The 22,740-nt window shown below is 67.9% G+C and carries 15 protein-coding genes; 11 read left to right on the top strand and 4 right to left on the bottom strand.

Annotated features, from left to right (window positions below; all coding sequences use genetic code 11):
* Nucleotides 1-7: 7 nt before the first annotated feature.
* Entirely contained in the window at nucleotides 8-2,398 is a 2,391-nt protein-coding gene (locus ACAD63_RS28130) for an acetamidase/formamidase family protein (protein WP_434034103.1), read from the top strand.
* Nucleotides 2,399-2,415: 17 nt separating this feature from the next.
* Here ACAD63_RS28130 and aspA read toward each other — a convergent pair whose 3' ends face one another.
* The 4 genes from aspA to ACAD63_RS28110 form a co-directional block, all read right to left on the bottom strand.
* Entirely contained in the window at nucleotides 2,416-3,861 is a 1,446-nt protein-coding gene (aspA, locus tag ACAD63_RS28125) for an aspartate ammonia-lyase (protein WP_195427441.1), read from the bottom strand.
* A gap of 31 nt (nucleotides 3,862-3,892) precedes the next feature.
* Nucleotides 3,893-4,909: a ribonuclease Z gene (locus ACAD63_RS28120; RefSeq protein WP_135703899.1), complete on the bottom strand. Its 1,017-nt coding sequence runs from the start codon at nucleotides 4,907-4,909 to the stop codon at nucleotides 3,893-3,895.
* Between the two features lie 338 nt (nucleotides 4,910-5,247).
* Nucleotides 5,248-6,366 (bottom strand): NAD(P)H-dependent flavin oxidoreductase, encoded by a 1,119-nt coding sequence (locus ACAD63_RS28115; RefSeq protein WP_133093278.1) that lies wholly within the window; start codon nucleotides 6,364-6,366, stop codon nucleotides 5,248-5,250.
* A 228-nt stretch (nucleotides 6,367-6,594) separates the two neighbouring features.
* Complete coding sequence (locus ACAD63_RS28110; protein ID WP_434034102.1) at nucleotides 6,595-8,358, bottom strand: sigma-54 interaction domain-containing protein; 1,764 nt, start codon at nucleotides 8,356-8,358, stop codon at nucleotides 6,595-6,597.
* Nucleotides 8,359-8,535: 177 nt separating this feature from the next.
* Here ACAD63_RS28110 and ACAD63_RS28105 point away from each other — a divergent pair, with 177 nt between their 5' ends.
* The 10 genes from ACAD63_RS28105 (at nucleotide 8,536) to ACAD63_RS28060 (ending at nucleotide 22,720) form a co-directional block, all read left to right on the top strand.
* Complete coding sequence (locus tag ACAD63_RS28105; protein WP_434034101.1) at nucleotides 8,536-10,086, top strand: acyl-CoA carboxylase subunit beta; 1,551 nt, start codon at nucleotides 8,536-8,538, stop codon at nucleotides 10,084-10,086.
* 51 nt (nucleotides 10,087-10,137) lie between these two features.
* Nucleotides 10,138-13,455, top strand: coding sequence for a carboxyl transferase domain-containing protein (locus ACAD63_RS28100; protein WP_434034100.1), 3,318 nt, complete (start codon nucleotides 10,138-10,140; stop codon nucleotides 13,453-13,455).
* Nucleotides 13,456-13,497: 42 nt separating this feature from the next.
* Nucleotides 13,498-15,969, top strand: a complete 2,472-nt coding sequence (locus ACAD63_RS28095) for a CoA transferase (RefSeq protein ID WP_434034099.1) — start codon at nucleotides 13,498-13,500, stop codon at nucleotides 15,967-15,969.
* A 44-nt stretch (nucleotides 15,970-16,013) separates the two neighbouring features.
* Complete coding sequence (locus ACAD63_RS28090) at nucleotides 16,014-17,042, top strand: tripartite tricarboxylate transporter substrate binding protein (RefSeq protein ID WP_135703904.1); 1,029 nt, start codon at nucleotides 16,014-16,016, stop codon at nucleotides 17,040-17,042.
* Nucleotides 17,043-17,238: 196 nt separating this feature from the next.
* Nucleotides 17,239-18,585 (top strand): MFS transporter, encoded by a 1,347-nt coding sequence (locus ACAD63_RS28085; protein ID WP_195427434.1) that lies wholly within the window; start codon nucleotides 17,239-17,241, stop codon nucleotides 18,583-18,585.
* Nucleotides 18,586-18,679: 94 nt separating this feature from the next.
* On the top strand, nucleotides 18,680-19,300 hold the full coding sequence (locus ACAD63_RS28080; protein WP_434034098.1) for a TetR/AcrR family transcriptional regulator: 621 nt from the start codon (nucleotides 18,680-18,682) through the stop codon (nucleotides 19,298-19,300).
* 158 nt (nucleotides 19,301-19,458) lie between these two features.
* Nucleotides 19,459-20,676, top strand: a complete 1,218-nt coding sequence (locus ACAD63_RS28075; RefSeq protein ID WP_434034097.1) for a YbfB/YjiJ family MFS transporter — start codon at nucleotides 19,459-19,461, stop codon at nucleotides 20,674-20,676.
* A 92-nt stretch (nucleotides 20,677-20,768) separates the two neighbouring features.
* Nucleotides 20,769-21,884 carry an NADH:flavin oxidoreductase/NADH oxidase gene (locus ACAD63_RS28070; RefSeq protein WP_135703908.1) on the top strand — a complete coding sequence of 372 codons (1,116 nt, stop codon included), beginning with the start codon at nucleotides 20,769-20,771 and terminating at the stop codon, nucleotides 21,882-21,884.
* A 29-nt stretch (nucleotides 21,885-21,913) separates the two neighbouring features.
* Nucleotides 21,914-22,336 (top strand): VOC family protein, encoded by a 423-nt coding sequence (locus tag ACAD63_RS28065; RefSeq protein ID WP_135703909.1) that lies wholly within the window; start codon nucleotides 21,914-21,916, stop codon nucleotides 22,334-22,336.
* 216 nt (nucleotides 22,337-22,552) lie between these two features.
* Entirely contained in the window at nucleotides 22,553-22,720 is a 168-nt protein-coding gene (locus ACAD63_RS28060) for a hypothetical protein (RefSeq protein WP_165971435.1), read from the top strand.
* Nucleotides 22,721-22,740 lie beyond the last annotated feature (20 nt).

The following is a 22,740-nucleotide window of genomic DNA, read 5'->3' as shown; positions in this document are numbered from 1 at the left end:
GGCTGAATTGCACCTTTTGCGCTTTTCCACCGAAGCCTATCCGCACAACCGGCGCGGCGCCGCCTGGCGCGACGAACTCAGGGTCGCGCGCCTGCATTGCGAAAGCCTGTGCGCGGATCACACCCTGCACGGCACGATCCAGTCGCGGACAACGCCCGCGGGGGTCGAGCTGGCGTGCATCTCGTCGGTTCCACAGACCCTGAGCATTGCCGCGGGAGGCGGGCGCGGCATGATGCTGCTGATGCTGGTCGAAGGTAACGCCACCCTCGCCGCGCCGGACCTGCGCGAGCCGCTGCGGCCGGGCCAGCTGGCATGCGTGCCGCAGCAGGACTCCCCCAAGCTGGTGCTGAGCACCGGCTTCCGTCTGATGGCGGTACACATCGGCCAGGCCTTGCTCGGCGCAAGGATCACGGCCCCGCTGCCGGGCGCCGCGCTGGTGCTTTCCGGTGATTCGGCCGAGCTGTTTGCCCGGCTGCTGCAATCGATGGCGCTCAGTTTCGATACGGTAGTGGCCGCCGAGGGCAAGGCGCTCCAGCCGTTCGAGAACACCATCATTTCGTGCCTGGGCGCGGTCCTTGCGGACAGCCGGGCAACGCCGGCCGCGGACATGACGCCATCGCGGTCCGCCATCTTTGCGCGCGTCTGCAGCCGCATCAACGCCCGCCTTTCGGAACCCGAGCTCAGCCTTGCCGCCATTGCCGCGGACGAGCGCCTGTCGGCCCGCTACCTGCAGAAGCTCTTCGAGAAATCGGGCAGCAGCTTTTCATCCTATCTGCGCACCAGCCGGCTTGACCGATGCCGGGCCGATCTGGCCAACGCGCAGTATGAAAAGCTCTCGATTGCCGATATCTGCTATCGCTGGGGCTTCAACGACCCGTCCTATTTCAGCCACGCGTTTCGCGAACAGTTCGGGATCTCGCCGCGCGCATACCGCGACCAGATGGCGATCGCGCCCGCGCCCCGGCCACCGCAGAAAGTGTCGCGCGGACTTCCCGCGCACGCGAGGCTTGCGCCTGGCATGCGCGCAGCGCCGCCCGGTGATGGCCCGGTTGGCGCGCAACAAGCAGCCCCGGCCGTGGTTTCCATTGCCCAGGCGCGCGCGCATGCCGCACGCCACGAAGGCCGGCACCACTGGCTGCAGGCGACGGACAAGACCGTGCATTGGGGCTACCTGAGCCATGAACTGCAGCCGGTACTGGAGGTACAGTCGGGCGACACGGTCACGATCGAGACGCTGACCCAGCACGCATCGGACGACCGCGAGCGCATGATCGAGGGGGATCCCGGCGCGGAAAGCGTCTTCCACTGGACCGCGGAGCAGAAGAACGTGGACCGGCGCGGCGCCGGGCCGATCGATGCGTCGGTCTATGGCCGTGGTGCCGGAGAAGGCTTCGGCGTCCATATCTGCACCGGCCCGGTCGCGGTTCGTGGCGCCATGCCCGGCGATGTCCTCGAGGTGCGCATCCTCGACGTACGTCCGCGGCGGTGCGCCAACCCGCGCTTTGCCGGCAAGGCCTTCGGCAGCAACGCTTCGACCTGGTGGGGGTTTCACTACCGCGACATGCTGACGGAACCGCGCGAGCGCGAGGTGGTCACCGTGTTCGAGATCGATTGCGAACGTGCCGACGGTTGCGCGCGCGCGGTCTATAGCTTTCGCTGGACGCCGCAGCGCGATCCCTTCGGCGTGCTGCATCCGACCATCGACTATCCCGGCGTGCCGGTCGACCATGCCACCATCAGCAAGAACTACGACGTGCTGCGCGACGTGGCCATACCGGTCCGGCCGCACTTCGGCGTCATCGCCGTGGCGCCGGCGCAGGACGGGCTGATCGATTCCATCCCGCCATCGAGCTTCGCCGGAAACCTGGACAACTGGCGGGTCACGCGGGGCGCTACCGTCTACCTCAGGGTTGGCGTTCCGGGCGCGTTACTGTCGATTGGCGATCCCCATGCCTCGCAGGGAGACTCGGAACTATGCGGAACGGCCATCGAATGCTCGCTCACCGGAGACTTCCAGCTGGTCCTGCACAAGAGCACCATGATTGAACGCGGGGCTCCATTTGCCGACCTGAGCTACCCGTTGGTAGAGACCGCCGACGAGTGGATACTGCATGGCTTCAGTTCACCCAATCACCTGACCGAGCTGGGCAAGACGGCACAGAGCGATATCTACCTGAAATCCACGCTCGACGATGCCATGCGCGATGCCTTCCGCAAGGCGCGCCGCTTCCTGATGACGGTCAAGGGGCTGACCGAAGACGAGGCGGTCACCCTGATATCGGTCGCCGTCGATTTCGGGGTGACGCAGGTCGTCAATGGCAACTGGGGCATCCATGCCATCATCAAGAAGTCGTTGTTTGCCGGCACACCTGCCGGGCGTGATTACGGCCAGGGATGAGCCACGGCGAATCCTGTTCATGGCTTGCCGGTGGGCTTGCCTGCAGGTTTGTCGGCGAGCTTGTCCGCACGGGGCCGGATCAGCGTTTCGGGCCGCAACGCCTCGTCGAGCGCTTCGGCGGTCATCAGGCCCCGCGCCAGCACAACTTCGCGGATGGTGGTGCCCTTGGCATGGGCCTCGGCGGCGACGGAGGTCGCGTTCTTGTAGCCGATCACGGGATTGAGCGCGGTCACCAGGGCGATCGAGCGCTCGATGGTTTCGCGCAAGCGTTCAGGGTTGGCGGTAATGCCGTCGACGCACTTCTGCGCCAGCGTCAGGCAGCCATTGGTCAGGTGCCGGAAGCTGCGTAGCAGGCTGGCGGCAATCACCGGCTCGAAGGCATTGAGCTGCAACTGGCCGGCCTCCGCGGCAAAGGTGATGGTGGTGTCGTTGCCGAACACCTCGAAGGCGATCTGGTTGACAACCTCCGGAATGACGGGATTGACCTTGCCGGGCATGATCGACGAGCCCGCCTGCATCGGCGGCAGGTTGATCTCGCCGAAGCCCGCGCGCGGTCCGCTCGACAGCAGCCGCAGGTCGTTGCAGGTCTTGGACAGCTTGACGGCAATGCGCTTGAGCACGCCGGAGATCTGCACGAAGGCGCCGCAATCCTGCGTGGCCTCCACCAGGTTGGGCGCGAGGCACAGGTCGATGCCCGTGATCCGCCGCAACGCGGCCAGGGCCTTCGGCGCGTAGTCGGGATGCGCGGTGATGCCGGTGCCGATCGCGGTGGCGCCCAGGTTGATTTCGCGGATCAGCAAAGCGGTTTCGCGCAGGCGCGCCATGTCTTCCTCGAGCATGACCGCGTAGGTGGAGAATTCCTGGCCGAGCGTCATCGGGACCGCATCCTGAAGCTGGGTGCGGCCAAGCTTGAGCAGGCCGGAGAACTCCGTCGCCTTGCGGTCGAACGCGGCGCGCAGGACTTCCATCGCTTCGAGCAGGTGCTCGATGGCGAAATACGTGGCGATGCGCAGCGCGGTTGGATAGACGTCGTTGGTGCTTTGCGCCATATTCACGTGCTCGTTCGGGTGCAGGAACTGGTATTCCCCCTTGCGGTGCCCCATGTGCTCGAGCGCGCGGTTGCAGATGACCTCGTTGGCATTCATGTTCGTCGATGTGCCGGCGCCGCCCTGGATCGTGTCGACAATGAACTGGTCGTGCAGCTTGCCTTCGCGCACGTCATGGCAGGCGGCCAGGATGGCGTCGCGCAGCGTGGCGGGCAGCAGGGCGAGTTCGGCATTGGCCTCGGCGGCGGCCTGCTTGACGGAGGCCAGCGCAATGATCAGCTCCGGCCACGATGAGATGGGGGTGCCGCTGATCTGGAAGTTCTCCCAGGCCCTGAGGGTGTGGACGCCGTAGTAGGCATCGGCAGGCACCTGGCGTTCGCCAAGCAGGTCGGCTTCGGTGCGATGGGTATTGGTCATGACGCGATTCGATAAGGGTTGATGCGGCTGCTCAACGTCGCAGGTGCTCCCGGGCCGCCTGCACTTCACTGGCCATCTCCTCCGCACGGCCACGGTAACGCGGCGAGAAATGGAACGGCGTCACCGCGCGGGCGCCAATGCATGACGCGATCCGGCCAGCCTGGGCGGCGGTCAGGTGGTTCTTGCGCAGGGCGTGGGCGCGATCCGCTTCCAGGAACACGCTCTCGATAAAGAGATGGTCGACGCCCTGCATCAGGTTCGACAGCGCCTGCATGTTGTCGCTGGTATCGCGCAGGTCGGTCGCATAGCCGATGCGCTGGCCAGGCGTGGCGTCAAGGATCAGGCGGCTTAGTTCGCCGACCGTTCGCGTTACCGCATGGTCGCCGCCGCTGTCGCGCCATTGCACGGGAATCGGCGTGTCGACGGGGGCACCGGTCAGGACCGCATGCTTAAGCTCGCGCAGCCACGCGCCTTTTGTCATGCCCGATGCGCCAAGGCGCTCCTTGTCGACGCCGAGCCGGACCTTTTCTTCGACGATGTAGGACAGGCAGGGAATGCCGTGGTCGACAAAGCAGGCGCGCACTCGGAATGTTGTCTCGTCATGCACGATATCGCCGCATTGCTCAGTCGTCGCGACTGCCACACTGGCAAAGCGGTCCCGGCTTGAAAACCGCGCGCTGCGGATGTGGCCATCCAGTGCAAGCTCGAACGCCTCAACGACCAACTCCAGGTCATAGCGGTGCACGACATTCCAGGTATAGGCACGCAGCTTATGCCCGACTTGCGCCACGAACCCGGGCCCGCCGTACAGCGCGATGGACGGCTTGCGCCCGAGCAGTACGCGCAGCAGGTGGTCGAAGCCGGAAAAGTGATCCATATGGGTATGCGTGACGAACACATGCGACACGCGCATCAGATTGCGCGGCATCAGCGCCGTGATGTCGCCCAGGTCGAAGAGCAAGGCGCGCCGTTCGTCGAGAAAGTCGACGAACAGGACGGGGTCGCCGAAGACGTCATTGACGAGGCGGGCTTGCAGCAGGGGACGCATGGTCACACGCGCGGGGGAAATCAGGAGAGGCAAGGTGCCTGTGCGGGCACATAGGCCGATTACCGGGCCCTTGTATCAGAATAGGACGCTCCGGTTTGCGGCGCTTCCACCGAATCCCTGTCTCCGACAGGTGGCCTTTTTTTCGCGTGCGCCGGGCGATTTCGCGGGGTTCTCATCCCTCACCGGCAGTGATGGAAGGCATCACCAAAGATGTCTTACGTGAGCGGTCCGGCCACCTGATTTAGGCATACCCAACCTTATCGGCATCCCTGCTGCAGATCAAGACATCACGCCGGCCGGCCCGCTGCATCGCTGACACGGCGGCCGGCACGGCGATGCTAGGCGGCCACGTGTTGCAGGGAGGCCAGGCGCGCGATCGCGTCCCGCAGTTCCGACTGCAGCCGTCCGACCAGTTCGGCCGCGGGCAGCGCTCGCGCCAGCGGCACCGCCTGTCCCGCCCACTGGGCCGCATAGTCGGCGCTTCCCGTGGCCTTGGCGGCAGCGTGGAGCGCCTTGCCGGCGTCATACGTGGTGGGGTAGTCGGGGATGGCGGGCGCGTCCGGATGCTCGCCCAGTGCCGTGAGGCGGTTCGCAAAGCCCCGGGCGGCGCGGCCGGAGATGGCGCGCGTGAGCGTGGTGGGGCGCTTGCTGTCCGCCGCGAGGGCGCTGCGATAGGCGGCGTCGACCGCCGTCTCGGGGCAGGCGATGAATGCGGTGCCAAGCTGCGCCGCTTGCGCGCCGAGCGCCAATACCGCGGCAATGCCCGCGCCATCCATGATGCCGCCGGCTGCGATCACCGGCAGGCTCGTCTTCTGCACCAGGACACGCACCAGCGCCAGCGTGCCGAGGCCCTCGTCGTAGGCGGCCGGATCGAACACGCCACGATGGCCGCCCGCTTCGATGCCCTGCGCGACAATGGCGTCGATGCCCGCCGCTTCGATCTGGCGCGCCTCTTGCAACGAGGTCGCGCTGGCCAGCAGCACGATGCCCGCGCTGCGCAGGGCATCGATCTTCTGCTGCGCGGGAAGGCCGAAATGAAAGCTCACGACTGCGGGTTTCTCTTCCAGCAGCATGCGCAGCATGTCCTCGTCTTCGACGAAGCTCTTGTAGATTTCGCGCAGCGTGGCGGGGGCCGTGCCGCCGTGCTTCAGGAAGTGCGGGGTGAGATAGTCCAGCCAGGTCTTTTCGCGCGCGGGATCGGGCTGGGCCGGCGCATGGCAGAACAGGTTGACATTGAACGGCTTGCCGGTCAGTGCCCGGGTCTCGCGGATCGCCTTGCGCGCGCCCTCGGCGTCCATGGCACCGACGCCGAGCGAACCAAGGCCGCCGGCCTCGGACACGGCAGCCGCCAGCGCGGGCGTGCCGACGCCTGCCATCGGCGCCTGGATGATCGGCGTGGAAATATGCAGGCGCGCAAGCAGGCCGCGGCCGTTGTCCAGGGGCTTCGATGTTTCCATGTGCAGTTCCTATGTTGAATCGCCCGGCGCCTAAACGCTCCGGGCAGAAAGCGGTTGCAGCCCGCAATGGCGCGCAAGCGGGCGCTGGTCAGTCATGGCGCAGTTCGCGCACGATGGCCTCGTATGCGACGGGCTCATGAATGCAGGCGCTGGTCAGGCCCGGTCGCGATCGGTCGACGCACATTCTATCGACATCGGCGACGGTGCCGATAGGGCGGTGGCGCGCGCCTATTTCGATTGCGACGGGTTCGGCCCGCGTTCCAGGATCTTGTACAGGTGCGAGCGGGAAATCCGCAGTTGCTCGGCTGCGCGCTTCTTGTTGCCGCCATGGCGCGCGACCGCGTCCATCACCGCGGCATAGGCCAGTTCCTTCATGCCCGCGGCCGGGGCGCCCGGCGTGCGAAGTGCGGAAGAGGGCGATGGCAGCTCGTCCGCCGCGGAAGCCTCATATCGATGCGCTTGCCCGGCCGCATGCACAGGGGGCTGGCTTTCCAGCCCCGATAGCCCGCGCGCCGATTCGCCGCGTGCGAAGTCCGCTACGCGCAGCGTCCGGCCATCGCAGAAGACCAGCGCTTCCTCGATGCGCTGGCGCAGTTGGCGCACATTGCCGGGCCAGGGCTGGCCGGCGAGGTGGCGCGCCACCTCGTGGTCGATGCCTGGCGCCGGCATGGCGTTGCGCGCGCAGAAGGCGTCGACGAAATGCTGCAGCAGAGCCGGGATGTCCTCGCGCCGCTGGCGCAGCGCGGGAATGCGAAGCACCACGCCGCTGAGCCGGTAGTACAGGTCGAGGCGGAAACGCCCGGCATCGATCAACTCGGGAATGTCGCGGTTGGTGGCCGAGACCAGCCGGAAGTCGACCCGCTGCGCGCGGCGGCTGCCCAGGCGTTCGACCATGTGGTCTTCGAGCACGCGCAACAGCTTGACCTGCATCTCCATCGGGATGTCGGCGACCTCGTCGAGAAAGACCGTGCCGCCCGCTGCCAGCTCGAGCTTGCCCGCCTGTCCCTGGCGCTGGCTCCCGGTAAAGGCGCCGGGCGCATGGCCAAACAGTTCGGATTCGATCAGCGTGGCTGGCAGGGCGGCCAGGTTCAGGCTGACCAGCGGACGGGCGCTGGCCGGCTCGGCTCCGGCGCCGTGGATGGCGCGGGCCACCAGCTCCTTGCCGGTGCCGCTTTCGCCCAGGATCAGCACCGGCACGTCAAGGCGTGCCACGGTCTGGATTTCGCGGCGCAGGCGCTGCATCGGCGCGCTTTCGCCGATCAGGCCAAAGGTCGGCTGCCGCTCGGGCAAGCCGTCGCGCAGGTGATCAAACTCGCGCTGGTAACGCGCCACTTCCGAACGCAGCTCGACCAGTTCCTTGTGCATGCGGCCCAGGGCTTCGGGCCCCTTGAACATGACCTGGCCGATGGCGCCCACCACCTCGCCGTCCTGGCGGATCGGCATGCGGTTGACCACGCGGGTGGCGCCGTCGAGCTGCTGCAGCTGCCCGATCTCCGCCTTCCCGCTGGCCACCACCTGCGGCAGCCGCGAATTGGGGATGACCTCGGCCGCCGGGCGGCCGATGCCGGCACCGGTGTCGAGGCCCAGGAATTTCTCGTGGACGGGGCTGATGAAGCGCACCCGTCCCTCCTTGTCGACCACGGTGATGGCCTGGTAGGGATCGTTCAGGAAGTGGTCCAGGATCGCGCCGGCGAAAGGTACTGTGCCCAGGAAGTCGAGCAGCACGGCCTGTCTGTCGGTGGGATGCAGAAGGATCAGCTGGTGGTCGCCGTCTTCCAGGCTCAGGCCGATGAAGCGCCGCGTGCCTGCCTCGACGGGGAAAAGCCGGCGCCCCCGGTCCGGCGCCTTGGCGTGCGCGCATGCAGCGAGCGCCGCGTCGGCAGTGGCGGGGTCCGTACAGGCTCCGATCGCCGCCAGCCGGGAGCCGTCGCGAGAACAGACCAGCACCCCGAGCGCGATTCCGTCGATGTCATGTGTCGTCAATGAGGACACTTGATGTCTCCATGCGTGCCTCTGCTGCGGACACGTCTGTGTACTTGTGACGGACATCCTAACGGCGGCCCGGTATTTATTCAATGAAATCAAAGCGTAATCGAGCGCCCTGTGGCTGGCACGGCTCCTGCGGAGTGTTGGCGACACATGTGCCGCGCAAAGACACAGGAGAGGACAGTGAGCTGGCAGCCCGAAATCGATGAACTGGCCCACCGCCGGCGGCTTGCCGCCCGGATGGGCGGCGAAGGCAAGGTGGAACGCCACAAGGCGGCCGGCAAGCTGACGGTGCGCGAGCGTATCGATGCCCTGGCCGATCCCGGCTCGTTCCGCGAGGTCGGGGGCCTGACCGGCAGCGGCCGCTATGACAGCAACGGGCGGCTGGTGGACCTGGTTCCCTCGAACCTGGTGATGGGCCGCGCGCAGGTCGGCGGCCGGCCGGCGGTGCTGGTGGGCGACGACTTCACCGTGCGCGGCGGCGCCAACGAAGGCGCAGTGGGCGACAAGCTGATCCACGCCGAAAAGATGGCGCACGACCTGCGGCTGCCGATGATCCGGCTGGTCGACGGCACCGGCGGCGGCGGTTCGGTGCGCAATATCGAGATCAAGGGCCATACCCTCATCCCCACCATGAAGGTCTGGCAGCACGTGGTGGAGAACATGTCCGTGGTGCCGGTGGTGTCGCTGGCATTGGGATCCGTGGCGGGCATGGGCGCGGCCCGCGTGGCCGCCAGCCATTATTCGGTGATGGTCAGGGAAACCTCGCAACTGTTCAACGAGGGCCCGCCGTCGGTGGTGGCCCGCGTGGGCGAGGAACTGAGCAAGAACGAGCTGGGCGGCAGCCAGATCCACACCCGCAACGGCGTGGTGGACGACGAGGTCGGCAGCGAGCAGGAAGCCTTCGCGTGCGCGCGCCGGTTCCTGTCGTATCTGCCGCCTTCCGTTTTCGAGCTGCCGCCGCGGAGCGAGCCCGACGACGACCCGGCGCGCCGCGACGAATGGCTGCTGTCGGCAATCCCGCGGGATAACCGGGCGGACTACAGCATCCGGCCCATCGTGCAGGCGCTGGTGGACGCCGATTCCTTCTTCGAGATCGGCATGCACTGGGGCTGCGCCGTCATCACCGCGCTGGCACGGCTGGATGGCTGGCCGGTGGCGGTGATCGCCAGCGACCCGTCCTTCCATGGCGGCAGCTGGGACAGCGCCAGCGCCGAGAAATTCACGCGCTTCGTCGACATGGCGCAGGCCTTCCACCTGCCGGTGGTCAACCTGGTCGATACGGCCGGGTTCCAGGTCGGCCTCGAGGCCGAAAAGGCGGGAATCATGCGCTACGGCGTGCGCGCGCTGTCGGCGCTCTACCAGGCCACGGTGCCGTGGTGCTCGGTGATCCTGCGCCGTGCCTACGGCGTGTCGGCAGCCGGCCACCAGCACATGGGGCGCTTCAATTTCCGCTACGCGTGGCCCTCCGCCAACTGGGGCGCATTGCCGATCGAAGGCGGCCTCGACGTTGCCTACAAGGCCGAGATCGAAGGCGCCGACGATCCGGTGCAGAAGCGCGCCGAGATCGAGCTGCGCGTGCGCAGCCTGACGTCGCCGTTCCGCAGCGCGGAAGCGTTCGTCATCGAGGACATCATCGACCCGCGCGAGACCCGCACGCTGCTGTGCGAGTTCGCCAACCTGGCGGCGCCGCTGCGCGAAGCCGGCATCAGCCGGTTCGGCATCCGGCCCTGAGCGGCCAGGCACCCACGGCACAGACATCGAAATACAAACGAGGAGACTGCATTGAAGAAGCTGTTGATCGCCAATCGAGGTGAGATCGCGCTGCGCGTGCTGCGTGCCGCACGCGATCTCGAAATCGGGACCGTCGCGGTCTATTCGCAAGACGACCAGGGCGCGCTGCACCGGATCCTGGCCGACGAGGCCGTTGCCCTCGATGGTGCCGGGCCGGCTGCGTACATCGACATCGCAGGCATCATTGCCGCGGCGAAAGCATCCGGTTGCGATGCCATCCATCCGGGCTATGGCTTCCTCAGCGAACGGGCCGATTTTGCCCAGGCCTGCCACGAGGCCGGCATCCGCTTTATCGGCCCCACCGTCGAGCAGTTGGCGCTGTTCGGCGACAAGGGGCGGGCACTGGAACTGGCGGCCGACAGCGACGTGCCGGTCATGCCGGCCACGCGCGGCGCAGCGTCGCTCGAGGAAATCACCAGCTTCTTCGACCAGCAAGGCGGCGCGGGCGTGGTGATCAAGGCGGTCGGTGGCGGCGGCGGGCGCGGCATGCGCGTGGTGCGCCGGCGCGAAGAACTGGCCGAAGCCTATGCGCGCTGCCGCTCCGAGGCGGGCTCGGCGTTCGGCATCGATGCCGTCTACGCCGAGCGGCTGGTGGCCCGCGCGCGCCATATCGAAGTGCAGATCGCCGGCGACGGCGCGCACGTCATTGCCCTCGGCGAACGCGACTGCACCCTGCAGCGCCGCTTCCAGAAGCTGGTGGAAATCGCCCCCAGCCCGGTGCTCAGGCCGCAGCTGCGCGAGCAGATCATCAAGGCGGCGCTCAGGCTGGCGCGCCGCGTCAGCTACCAGAGCCTGGGCACCTTCGAGTTCCTGGTCGAGGAAACCGAATCCGGCGAGCAGAAGGATTTTGTCTTTATCGAAGCCAATCCCCGCCTGCAGGTCGAGCACACCATCACCGAGCAGGTCACCGGCGTCGACCTGGTCGCGCTGCAGATCGGAATCGCCGCGGGACAGACCCTCTCCGATCTCGGCCTGGACCCCGCTGCGCCGCCGCAACCCCGCGGCTATGCCATCCAGGTGCGCATCAACGCGGAAATGACCGACGCGCACGGCCTGGCGCGCCCTGCGCACGGCCGCCTGGAGCGCTTCGATCCGCCTTCGGGCCCCGACGTCCGCGTCGATTCCCATGGCTACGCTGGCTATGAACCGTCGCCCAACTTCGACACCTTGCTGGCCAAGCTGATCGTCAGCAGCGCGGCGCCGAAGTTCGATGCGGCCGTGCGGCGCCTGCAGCGCAGCCTGGCGGAGTTCCGCATCGCCGGCGTGCCGACCAACCTCGACCTGCTGCGCGCGCTGGTGCAGCGCGACGATTTCCTCGCGCAGGATGTCCATACCCGGCACTTCGAAGCGATCGTGCAGGAGCTGACCGCATCGGCGGAGGCCATCGCGCAGGCCGGACGCGCGCAGGAAGCCTTGCTGGGCGGCACGGCCCGTGCTTCGCACGCGCTTGCGCCGCGCCACGCCGATGCGGAAGAGGAGGTCGGCGAGGGATTGGTGGCGATCCGTGCGCCGCTGACCGGCAGGGTGGTGGAGATTGCCGTCGCGCTGGACGAGATCGTCAAGCCGGGGCAGACCCTCGCGGTGCTCGACGCCATGAAGATGGAGCACGCCATCGCCGCGGAATGCGGCGGGCGCGTGGTCGACCTGCGGCTGGAGCCGGGCGCGCTGGCAGCCGAAAACCAGGTGCTGATCGTGCTGGAGCAGCTCGAGGCCGATGGCATCGCCGTGGCTGCCGCCCAGCAGCTCGATCCGAACGCGATTCGCGCGGACCTGCAGCGCGTGCTGGACCGGCATGCCTACCTGGATGACGCCGCGCGCCCCGATGCCGTTGCCAGGCGCCGCTCGCGCGGGCAGCGCACCGCGCGCGAGAACGTCGCCGACCTGTGCGATGCGGATACCTTCGTCGAGTATGGAGCGCTGGCACTCGCCGCGCAGGCTTCGCGCCGCAGCCAGCAGGACCTCATTGCCAACACCCCGGCGGATGGCCTGATCACGGGCATCGGCAATATCAATGGCGAACTGGTCGGCAAGGATCGGGCGCGCAGCGCGGTGATGGCCTACGACGCCACGGTGATGGCCGGCACGCAGGGCAAGCGCAACCATATCAAGACCGACCGCATCGTGGAGGTGGCGCTGCGCGACGAGCTGCCGCTGGTGCTGTTTGGCGAAGGCGGTGGCGGCCGGCCCGGCGACGTGGATTTCCCTTCGGTATCCGGGCTGTACCAGCCGTCGTTCGCCGCCTTTGCCGAGCTAAGCGGCAATGTGCCGGTGGTGGGCATTGTCTCGGGGCGCTGCTTCGCCGGCAACGCAGCCTTCCTCGGCTGCTGCGACGTCATCATTGCCGACCGGTCGGCCAATATCGGCATGGCGGGACCGGCCATGATCGAAGGCGGCGGCCTCGGCATCTTCAGCCCCGAAGAGGTCGGGCCCGCATCGGTGCAGCATGCCAATGGCGTGGTCGATATCCTGGTCGACAACGAGGCCGAAGCCGTGCAGGCAGCGAAGCACTATCTGTCGATGTTCCAGGGCCGCGTGGCGCACTGGAGCGCACCGGAGGCGCTGGCGCTGCGCCATGTCGTCCCCGAGAACCGGCTGCGCGTCTACGACACCCGCAAGGCCATCGAGGGCATTGCCGATGCCGGCAGCGTGCTGATGCTGCGCAGCGGCTTCGGCGCGGGCATCCACACTGCGCTGGCCCGCGTGGAAGGGCAGCCCATCGGCATCATGGCCAACAACCCCTATCACCTTGGGGGCGCCATCGATGCGGATGCCGCGGACAAGGCGTCGCGCTTCATGCAGCTGTGCGATGCGCATGGGCTGCCGATCGTCTCGCTGATCGACACCCCCGGGTTCATGGTCGGGCCGGAGGTCGAGGCCCGCGCACAGGTGCGGCACGTGTCGCGCATGTTCCTGACGGCGGCCAAGCTGCGTGTCGCGCTGCTGGCGGTGACGCTGCGCAAGGGCTACGGGCTTGGCGCCATGGCCATGGCGGGCGGCGGCTTCCGCTCGGCCAGCTTCACCGTGTCGTGGCCGACCGGCGAGTTCGGCCCGATGGGCCTGGAAGGCGCGGTCAGGCTGGGCTTCAAGAAGGAGCTTGAGGCGGTGCCGGATGGCCCCGAGCGCAAGGCGCTGTTCGACCGGCTGGTGGCCCAGTCCTACGAGCGTGGCCACGCGATCAACACCGCGGCCGCCGTCGAGATCGACGCGGTGATCGACCCCGCGCAGACACGGAAGTGGATCGCACAGGGCATCGCCTCCGCGGAAGTGCGCAGCCGCAGGGAGCGCCGCGGCTTCATCGATGCGTGGTAAGCGCCGTGCCTGACGAGCCCACAGACAGAGCCAGGAGTTTTCATGATCAAGCATGGTATTGACCCGGCGCAGCTGGCGCTGGGTGGGTTGCGCGTGCTCGAAGTCGGCAGCGGGCCTGCGCTGGCGTACGCAGGCAAGCTGTTTTCCGATTTCGGCGCCGAAGTCATCAAGGTGGAAAGCCCGTCCGGCGACGCCTGGCGGCGGATGCCGCCCATGGTCAGCGCAGCGGGGGCCGCGCAGCCGGAAAGCGCGCTCTTTGCATGGCTGAACACCAACAAGCGCAGCGTCACCGCGCACGACGGTAACGCCGAGGACCGCGCATGGCTGGCCCATCTGGCGCGCACGTGCGACGTGGTGCTGGATGCCCGTGCGCTGGCTGAAGGCCCGGGCATCCTCGGCACGCCGGTCTGGCAGGGCATGGCCGATGAAGCGCGGGGGCAAGAGCCGATCGAGGTGGCACTCACCTGGTTCGGCGAAAGCGGACCATACAGCCATTACGCTGGCGCTGAAGCAGTATGCCGCGGACTTGCCGGCGCCGTGCATGGCAGCGGCCCCACAGATGGGCCGCCACACATGCCGCACGACGTGCAGTCGGCGATCGTGGTCGGCTTGAGCGCATTCTCGGCCGCCGCCGCGGCGCTGATCGGGAGCGGGCAGGGCAGCCGCCGCTATGTGCTGAGCGCCCACGAATCCATCTTCAGCGTGGTCGAGATGGAAGCGGGCATGGTGCAGGACAAGCGCCATCCGCTCCAGCGCCTTGGCGTCAACCGGTTCTGCGGCACGCATCCGGCCGGGATCTACCAGACCGCCGAAGGGTGGATCGGCATCTTTACGCACACCCTGCCGCAGTGGAAGGGCCTGTGCGAGGCCATCGGGCGTCCGGACCTCGGCAGCGATCCGCGCTACGCAAGCGGCCCGGAGCGGATGGCGCGCGCGGACGAGATCGACGCGCTGCTTCTGCCTGCGTTCCTGGCGCGCACGGCCCGGCAGTGGTTCGAGATCCTGGGCAACAAGAAGCATCCCGCCGTGATCGTGCCGACGATGGAGACCCTGCTCGGCCAGGAAGTGCATCGGCAGCGCGGTGCCTTCGTGCCGGTCGGCGTGGGCGGCGCGTCGCTTGAAGGCCCGGTGGTGCCGCTACGCCTCGACGCGGCGGGTCCGCTGCCCGGCGGGAATGCGCCGGCAAAGGGCGAGCATGACCTGCACTATCGAACCTCGGGGCTGGATCATCGCCCGCGTCTGAGCCTCAGGCGAACGGCAGGGGAGCGCTTGCCGCTGCAAGGTATCCGCGTCATCGACCTGACGATGGGCTGGGCGGGACCGCTTGCGGCGCGGACGCTGGCCGACTTTGGCGCGGAGATCATCAAGGTCGAAAGTACCGGCTATCCCGACTGGTGGCGCGGCGCCAATTTCACCGAGGCTTTCTATCGGGACAGGCTGTACGAGAAGAACTCGAACTTCAACCTGATGAACCGCAACAAGCTGGGCATCACGCTGGACCTGACGCGCCCCGAAGGCAAGCAGTTGCTGCTGCAGCTGGTCGAAGGCGCCGACGCGGTCATCGAGAATTACTCCGCGGAGGTCTTGCCAAAACTAGGGCTGGACTACGAAGCGCTGCGCGCCAGAAACAAACGGCTTGTCATGCTGTCGATGCCGGCCTTCGGGCTCGGCAATGCGTGGAGCAATACCCGCGCCTACGGCGGCACGCTGGAGCAGGCCAGCGGGCTGCCGCTCTACACGGGGCACCCCGATGGCCCGCCGGCGATGACGTCATACGCCTACGGCGACCCGATCGGCGGCCTCAATGGTGGCGCGGCGATCCTGCTCGCGCTGTTTGCCCAGCAAGCGACGGGGCAGGGGCGGCACATCAACCTGTCGCAGGTGGAGGCCATGTTGCCGATGGCCGCGCCGTTCATGCTGGAGCAGTCCATCTCCGGCGCCGTATCGCCGCGCCAGGGCAATCGCCATCCGATGTACGCACCCCATGGTTGCTTCCGCTGCGCTGGCGACGATGCGTGGATCGTGCTGACTGTTACCGACGCGGACTGGCCCGCGCTATGCCGGGCGATCGGACGGGCGGACCTCTCCGCCGATCCGCGGCTGGCGCAGGCAGCGGGGCGGCGCGCCGAGGCGGACAGGATCGAGCAGGCGATCGGGTCCTGGTGCATGGCGCGGGACTCCGAACAGGCAATGCACCTGCTGCAACAGGCCGGGATCGCCGCTGGCGTGGTGCGTCCCATGTCGCAGGTGCTGCAGGACGCCCATCTGCGGTCGCGCGGATTCTGGTGCGAAGTCGAGCGCGCCCATATCGGCACCTACACCAGCAGCACTGCCTGGTTCAGGACCGGGCCAGGCCCTGTGCCCATCCGCAATGTCGCGCCGACGCTGGGCGAACACACCGAAGCGGTGTTGAGCCGCGTGCTTGGACTGGGCGCGGAGCAGATCGCAAGCCTGGAGCGGCAGGGCATCACCGGCACCGTCGCGAAACCAAAGCACGCGAAGGAAACGCCATAGGCCGGCAAGTATTCAGCACACCATTACTACGATACGGAGACGATATGAACAAACCGACATGGATCCAGCGCTGCCAGGCAAGCGCAAAGGCCGGCAAGTTCAGCATGGCGGCAGCCGCGCTGGGCATCCTGGCCGCGACGATGGCCGCGCCGGCTGCGGCGCAGAATAACGGCTGGCCCAGCAAGCCGATCCGCATGATTGTCCCGTTTCCGGCGGGGTCGTTCACGGATACCGTGGCGCGGGTGCTTTCGGAGCGCCTGACCAAATCCCTCGGCCAGCCCGTGGTCGTGGAAAACAAGGCCGGAGCGAACGGGCTGATCGGTGTCGGCGAGGCCGCCAGGGCCGCGCCCGACGGCTATACCTTGCTGGTCACCAACTCCAGCAGCATCACCATCAATCCGCAGATCTACAAGAAAGGGACTTACTCGCCGAAGGACTTCACGCCGGTCACCCTGGTTCTCGAAGCGCCATTCATCCTTGTCACCAATCCGGACTGGTCGCAGAAGAACTCGGTCGGTTCGGTACCGGAGCTGGTGCGCTACGCGACGCAGCATCCCGGCAAGGTCAGCTATGGCTCGGCCGGACCGGGCAATATCGCGCATCTCAGCTTTGCCATGCTGAACAACCGGGCAAAGATCAAGACCACGCACATTCCGTACAAGTCCGCGGCGCAGGCACAACTGGCCGTGATCAGCGGCGAACTGGATACTGCCTTCGATACCTGGACGGCACTGCCGCAGATCAAGGCCGGCAAGCTCAAGCCCATCGCCGTCAGCGCATCGAAGCGCATGGCGCAGTTGCCGGATGTGCCGACGCTGGAGGAACTCGGCATTGCGCCCTTCAACGTGACCTTCTGGATCGGCATGCTGGCACCGGCCGGCACGCCGCCGCAGATCGTCCAGAAGCTCCATTCGGTGATGCAGGGGGTTCTCGAGGACGGCAAGGCGAAGACAGCGCTGGGACAGCAAGGCGATGTCGTGATGATCGATCCGGCCAACTTTGCGAAGCGCGTGGAGAAGGAAGAGGGCAACTGGACGGCGGTGATCCAGCGCGAAGGCATCACGCTGGACTGACCCGGCAGACTGCACGGCGGCGGACGGGAATCCTGCGGGAAATGTGCATACATATGAAGCCCTGTTCAGCACGCTGAAGCGTTTTCCCGTATCGTGTCGGTCTGGTGCTGCCACTGGCGGCCACCGGTAACCGGCAACGACAGTGTCAAGCACAGCGCCCCTTCCCTCCGCGTCTGCCGCCGCCGCAGACAACGCCATGACAGCGCGCGAGCGCCGCGGCATGGCCGCCATCCTGATCGCGGTCGCCCTGGCGACCCTCGATACCGCCATCGCCAATACGGCGCTGCCCTCGATCGCCGCCGACCTGCGCGCCACGCCGGCGGCGTCGGTCTGGGTGATCAATGCGTACCAGCTGGCCATGGTCGCCACGCTGCTGCCGTTCGCGGCGCTGGGCGGCATCCTGGGGCACCGGCGCATCTATCTTGGCGGCGTCGCGGTATTCACCGTCGCGTCGGTCATCTGCGCGCTGGCGTGGTCGTTGCCGACGCTGGCGGCGGCACGTGCGCTGCAAGGCATCGGCGCGGCCGCGATCATGAGCGTCAACACGGCGCTGATCAGCTCGATCTTTCCGATGCACAGGCTGGGGCGCGGGGTGGGATTGAACGCGCTGGTGGTCGGGGTGTCGTTCGCGGTGGGGCCGACGGTGGCGTCGGTGATCCTGTCGTTCGGCACGTGGCCGTGGCTGTTTGCCGTCAACCTGCCGATCGGTCTGCTGGCGCTGGGGATCGCGCGCGGCGCGCTGCCGCAGACGCCGCGCGGCACGCAATCTTTCGACCGGGTCGCGGCGCTCCTCAACGTGGTGGCCTTTGCCGCGCTGATCTTCGCGCTCGGCGAGGGCGCGCAGCGCGCGCCGCTGCACGAATCGCTCGCGGCCGCCGGCGTGTTCGTAGTGGCGTTCGGGCTGCTGGTCTGGCGCGAACGCGGCCGGCCCGCGCCGATGCTGCCGCTGGACCTGTTCCGCCGGCCGATGTTCGCGCTGTCTACGCTGACCGCGGTGTGCTCGTTCGCGGCGCAGGGGCTGGCGTTCGTGTCGCTGCCGTTCTACTTCCAGCATGTGCTGGGGCGAGGGCAGGTCGAGACCGGGTTCCTGCTGACCCCATGGTCGGTGGTGGTGGCGCTGATGGCGCCGCTCGCTGGCCGGCTTTCCGACCGCTATCCGCCCGGCCTGCTGGGTGGCGTGGGACTGGCGGTGCTGAGTGCGGGCATGGTGTCGCTGGCGCTGTTGCCGGACAATCCCAGCGCGCTCGATATCGGCATCCGCATGTGCATCTGCGGGGCCGGCTTTGGCTTTTTCCAGTCGCCCAACCTGAAGGCCCTGATGGCCAGCGCGCCGCGTGAGCGCAGCGGCGGCGCCAGCGGGGTGATTGCCACCGCGCGCCTGCTCGGCCAGGCCACCGGCGCCGCGCTGGTGGCGTTGTGCTTCGGCATCGGCGGAACCCACGGTCCGGGGCTGGCCCTGGCGCTGGGCGCCGCGTTTGCCGCGGTGGCGGCGATAGCGAGCTGGCTGCGGCTGGTCGCGCCCGACCCGCTGGCGCCGGCCTGACCCTTGCCTGACACTTGCATCGAGCATGGCCTTGTGTTTTGTATCGATCGATCTATAATTCGTTTCATAGCGAACGATACAAAATCGAGCGACCATGGCCAGACCCCGCAAATTCGACGAACAGACCGCGCTGACGGCGGCGCTGGATGCCTTCTGGGCGCGCGGCTACGAGGCCACGTCCACGCGCGACCTGACCAGTGCCATGGGTATGACCCAGCCCAGCCTGTACAACGCCTTCGGCGACAAGCGCTCGCTGTTCCTGCTGGCGCTGGAAGGCTATGTCGAAGCCAGCATGCGCGAGCGGATCGCCCGGCTGGGCACGACGCTGCCACCCGGCGCGGCCATTTCGGCGTACCTGTCTGAAAGCCTGGAGCGCTCACTGGCGGATCCGCTGCACCGCGGCTGCCTGCTGGTCAACACCGCACTGGAAGTCACGCCTGACGATCCAGGCCTGCAGCAGAAGGTCGCAGACGCATTCGCCGAAATCCGCGCATTCTTCCGCGACCGTTTCGCCGCCGCGCAGCAGCAGGGCGCGGCCAGCACCGGCGTGTCGGCCGACGACGCTTCGGCACAGCTGCTGGCGACGCTGCTCGGCATGCGCGTGCTGGCTCGGTCCGCCCCACAGCGCGCCTTGCTCGAGGCGGCTGTGCGGCCGACGCTGGCGCTGCTCGGCCTGCCGCCACTGAGCGCGGGCGCGGTGCCCGGCACCGGCTGATTCCCGCCATCCCTGCCTGACCTTTCCCGTTTGTAGTTCCCGGACACGCCGCCCAGGCAGCGTGGCGGGCAGCTGCATGCCCTTTTTCCGGCGCCATGCCTGGCGCCGATGGCCCCGTTTTGCCCGGCGCAAGGGCGGGGGCCACACCGGAGATTCCCATGTCCAGACCTGCCGGCCTCTGCGCCGCCCCCACCGCGCAAGATCCCCTGGCATGGCGCGAGATCTACGCCGCGCTGTGCGGCCTGTGCGCGAGCCTCGTCGCCATCGGCCTGGCGCGCTTTGCCTACACCGCGCTGGTGCCGCCGCTGATCCAGTCGCACTGGTTCCCGGCCTCGCAGACCGTCGCGCTGGGCGCGGCCAACTTCGCCGGCTACCTGGCCGGCGCCTTGCTGGGCCGGCCGATGGTATCGGTCTGGTCCAGCCGCACGGTGCTGCGCGCGTTGATGCTTGCCGCCACGCTGGCATTCTTTGCCTGCGCGTGGCCTTTGTCGGTGGCGTGGTTCTTCGGCTGGCGCTTTGTCTCGGGGCTGGCCGGGGGCGGCATCATGGTGCTGGTGGCGACCTCGATCCTGCCGCATATCCCGGCGCCGCGCCGCGGGCTGGCGATGGGCACGATCTTCGTCGGGCTTGGCCTGGGTATCGCTGCCTCGGGCACGCTCGTGCCGCGCCTGCTGCAGTTCGGCCTGCGCGAGACCTGGCTGGGGCTGGGCGCGTTGGCGCTGGCGCTGACCGTGTTCAGCTGGTTCGGCTGGCCCGGCCCGCTGCCGCAATCCGGTGCGGGCGCGGCGGCAAAGGCACCGCCGGCAGCGGCGCGGCGTCGGCTGCAATGGCTCTACGCGCAATACGCGATCAATGCGTTCGGACTGGTGCCGGCGATGCTGCTGCTGGTCGACCTGGTCGCACGCGGGCTGGGGCGCGGCAGCGAGGTCGGCGCATCGTACTGGGTGCTCTATGGCCTGGGCGCGATCGCCGGGCCGCTGGTGTGCGGCTTTGCCGGCGAACGCATCGGCTTCGGCGTTGCCTATCGCGTCGCGCTGCTGCTGCAGGGACTTGCCGCGGCGATGCTGGCATTGTGCGGCGATCCGCTTGCGCTGGGCGTGGCGGCGGTGGTCCTCGGTGCCTTCACGCCCGGCATTGCGCCGCTCGGACTGGGCGCGATCCAGGAGGCGCTGCCGCACGACCCTGCCGCGCAGCGCGCCGCATGGAGCCATGCCACCAGTGCCTTTGCGCTGTTCCAGGCGCTGGCCGGCTACGGCTATGCATGGCTGTTTGCGCATTCGCATGAGAACTACGCGCTGATCTTCGGCTGCGGCGCGGCGGCGCTGGCACTGGCGCTGGTGTTGAGCCTGGCCGGCCAGCGCCGCGCGGCACCGTGAACGTCGCCGGCAGCAATCCCGGCATCGGCCTAGAATCCAGATTTCCCCCGGCCCCGCTGCGGGCCGGCATGACCTGCAAGGAGCAGCAACGCATGAGCCATCTGTTCGAACCGCTGGAAATCGGCAGCCTCCGGCTCGCCAACCGCATCATCATTGCGCCGATGTGCCAGTACTCGGCGCAGGACGGCAACGCCGGCGACTGGCACATGATCCATCTCGGCACGCTGGCGCTGTCAGGCGCCGGCATGCTGATCGTGGAAGCGACCGCGGTCTCGCCGGAAGGCCGCATCACGCCGCAGGACCTGGGCCTGTATTCGGACGACAACGAGGCGGCGCTGGGGCGCGTGGTGCAGGCGATGCGCGCGCATTCGCCCATCGGCATAGCGATCCAGCTCGGCCATGCGGGCCGCAAGGCGTCGAGCCATGCGCCGTGGGACGGGGGTCAGCAGATCGCGCCGGATGCGCCCGGCGGCTGGCACGCCGTGGCGCCGTCGGCGGTGCCGCATGGCGACGGCGAAGTGCCGCCGGCCGCGCTCGACCGGGCCGGTATGGACAAGGTGCGCGACGACTTTGTCGCGGCGGCGCGGCGCGCGGCACGGCTCGGGCTGGACGGCATCGAGATCCATGCCGCGCATGGCTACCTGCTGCACCAGTTCCTGTCGCCGCTGGCCAACCATCGCGACGACGAATACGGCGGCAGCCTGGAAAACCGCATGCGCTTTCCGATCGAAGTCTTCGACGCGGTGCGCGAAGCGTTCCCAGCGGAGCGGCCGGTGTGGATGCGCATTTCGGCCACCGACTGGGTGCCGGGCGGATGGGACATCGAGGGCACGGTGGCCTTGTCCAAGGCAGTGCAGTCGCGCGGCTGCGCGGCCATCCACGTCACCACCGGCGGCGTCTCGCCGCAGCAGGCGATCAAGCTCGGCCCGGGCTACCAGGTGCCGTACGCACAGCGCGTCAAGGCCGAAGTGGGGCTGCCGACGATCGCGGTGGGCCTGATCACCGAGCCCGAGCAGGCCGAAGCGATCATTGCCAACCAGGAGGCCGATGCGGTCTCGCTGGCGCGCGCCATGCTGTACGACCCGCGCTGGCCGTGGCATGCGGCCGCGCGGCTGGGCGCCAGCGTCCATGCGCCGAAGCAGTACTGGCGCTCGCAGCCGCGCGAACTGAAGGACCTGTTTGCCGGCGCCGCCTTCGGCCAGCGCTAGGCCCACCACATCTGCAGGAGGGTAGTGCCATGAAGCCTCGCATCACACTGGTCACGCTGGGCGTCGACGACCTGGAGCGCGCTGTGCGCTTCTATCGCGATGGCCTGGGACTGTCGACACCGGGAATCGTCGGCCAGCAGTTCGAGCACGGCGCGGTGGCGTTCTTCGACCTGCAGTCCGGGCTGAAGCTGGCACTGTGGCCGCGCGCGAGCCTGGCGCACGACGCCGGGCTGACGGTGACACCGCGCGCGTCCACCGATTTTTCGCTGGCCCACAATGTCGGCGACAAGGCGGAAGTCGATGCCGTGATGGCGCAGGCGAAGGCGGCAGGCGCTACCGTGGTCAAACCGGCGCAGGACACGTTCTGGGGCGGCTATGCGGGCTATTTCCAGGATCCCGACGGGCACCTGTGGGAGGTCGCTTGGAACCCGGAAATGCTGCCCGCCGGCTGACCTGCCGCGCCTCCCTTGCGGCAGCGCACCAGCCGTGGTGCGCCGCCGCAAAGGGATTTCCATGATTGCCACGCCCGCGCGAACTCCCGACTATCCTTGGTAACAGACAGCCTTAGCATGGCGGCGGAGCGACCCCCACGCAGTGCCTTTGCATCACGCTTCGCCGGCAGACCACCAAAGTAAAGCAATAAGAACAAAAGGCCAAGGGAGACGTCCATGCAAGTCTATGACAGCCTGCTGTATGTGACTGCGATGGTGCTGGTGTGCTTGTACGTGTATCTGGGCGTGCTGTCGCGCAGTGCCGCGATTCGCCTGGGCTCGCCGGCGATCGTGGCGGGACTGGTGCTCGCTTACTCGCTGTCCCCGCTGCATTCGGGCGGCTGACGCCCGCAGCGGTGCGCGGC

The organism is Cupriavidus sp. a3 (genome assembly GCF_051015765.1).
Lineage (GTDB): Bacteria > Pseudomonadota > Gammaproteobacteria > Burkholderiales > Burkholderiaceae > Cupriavidus > Cupriavidus oxalaticus_A.
The sequence above is the reverse complement of the archived record's forward strand: the minus strand, read 5'-3'. Positions and strand labels throughout refer to the sequence as shown.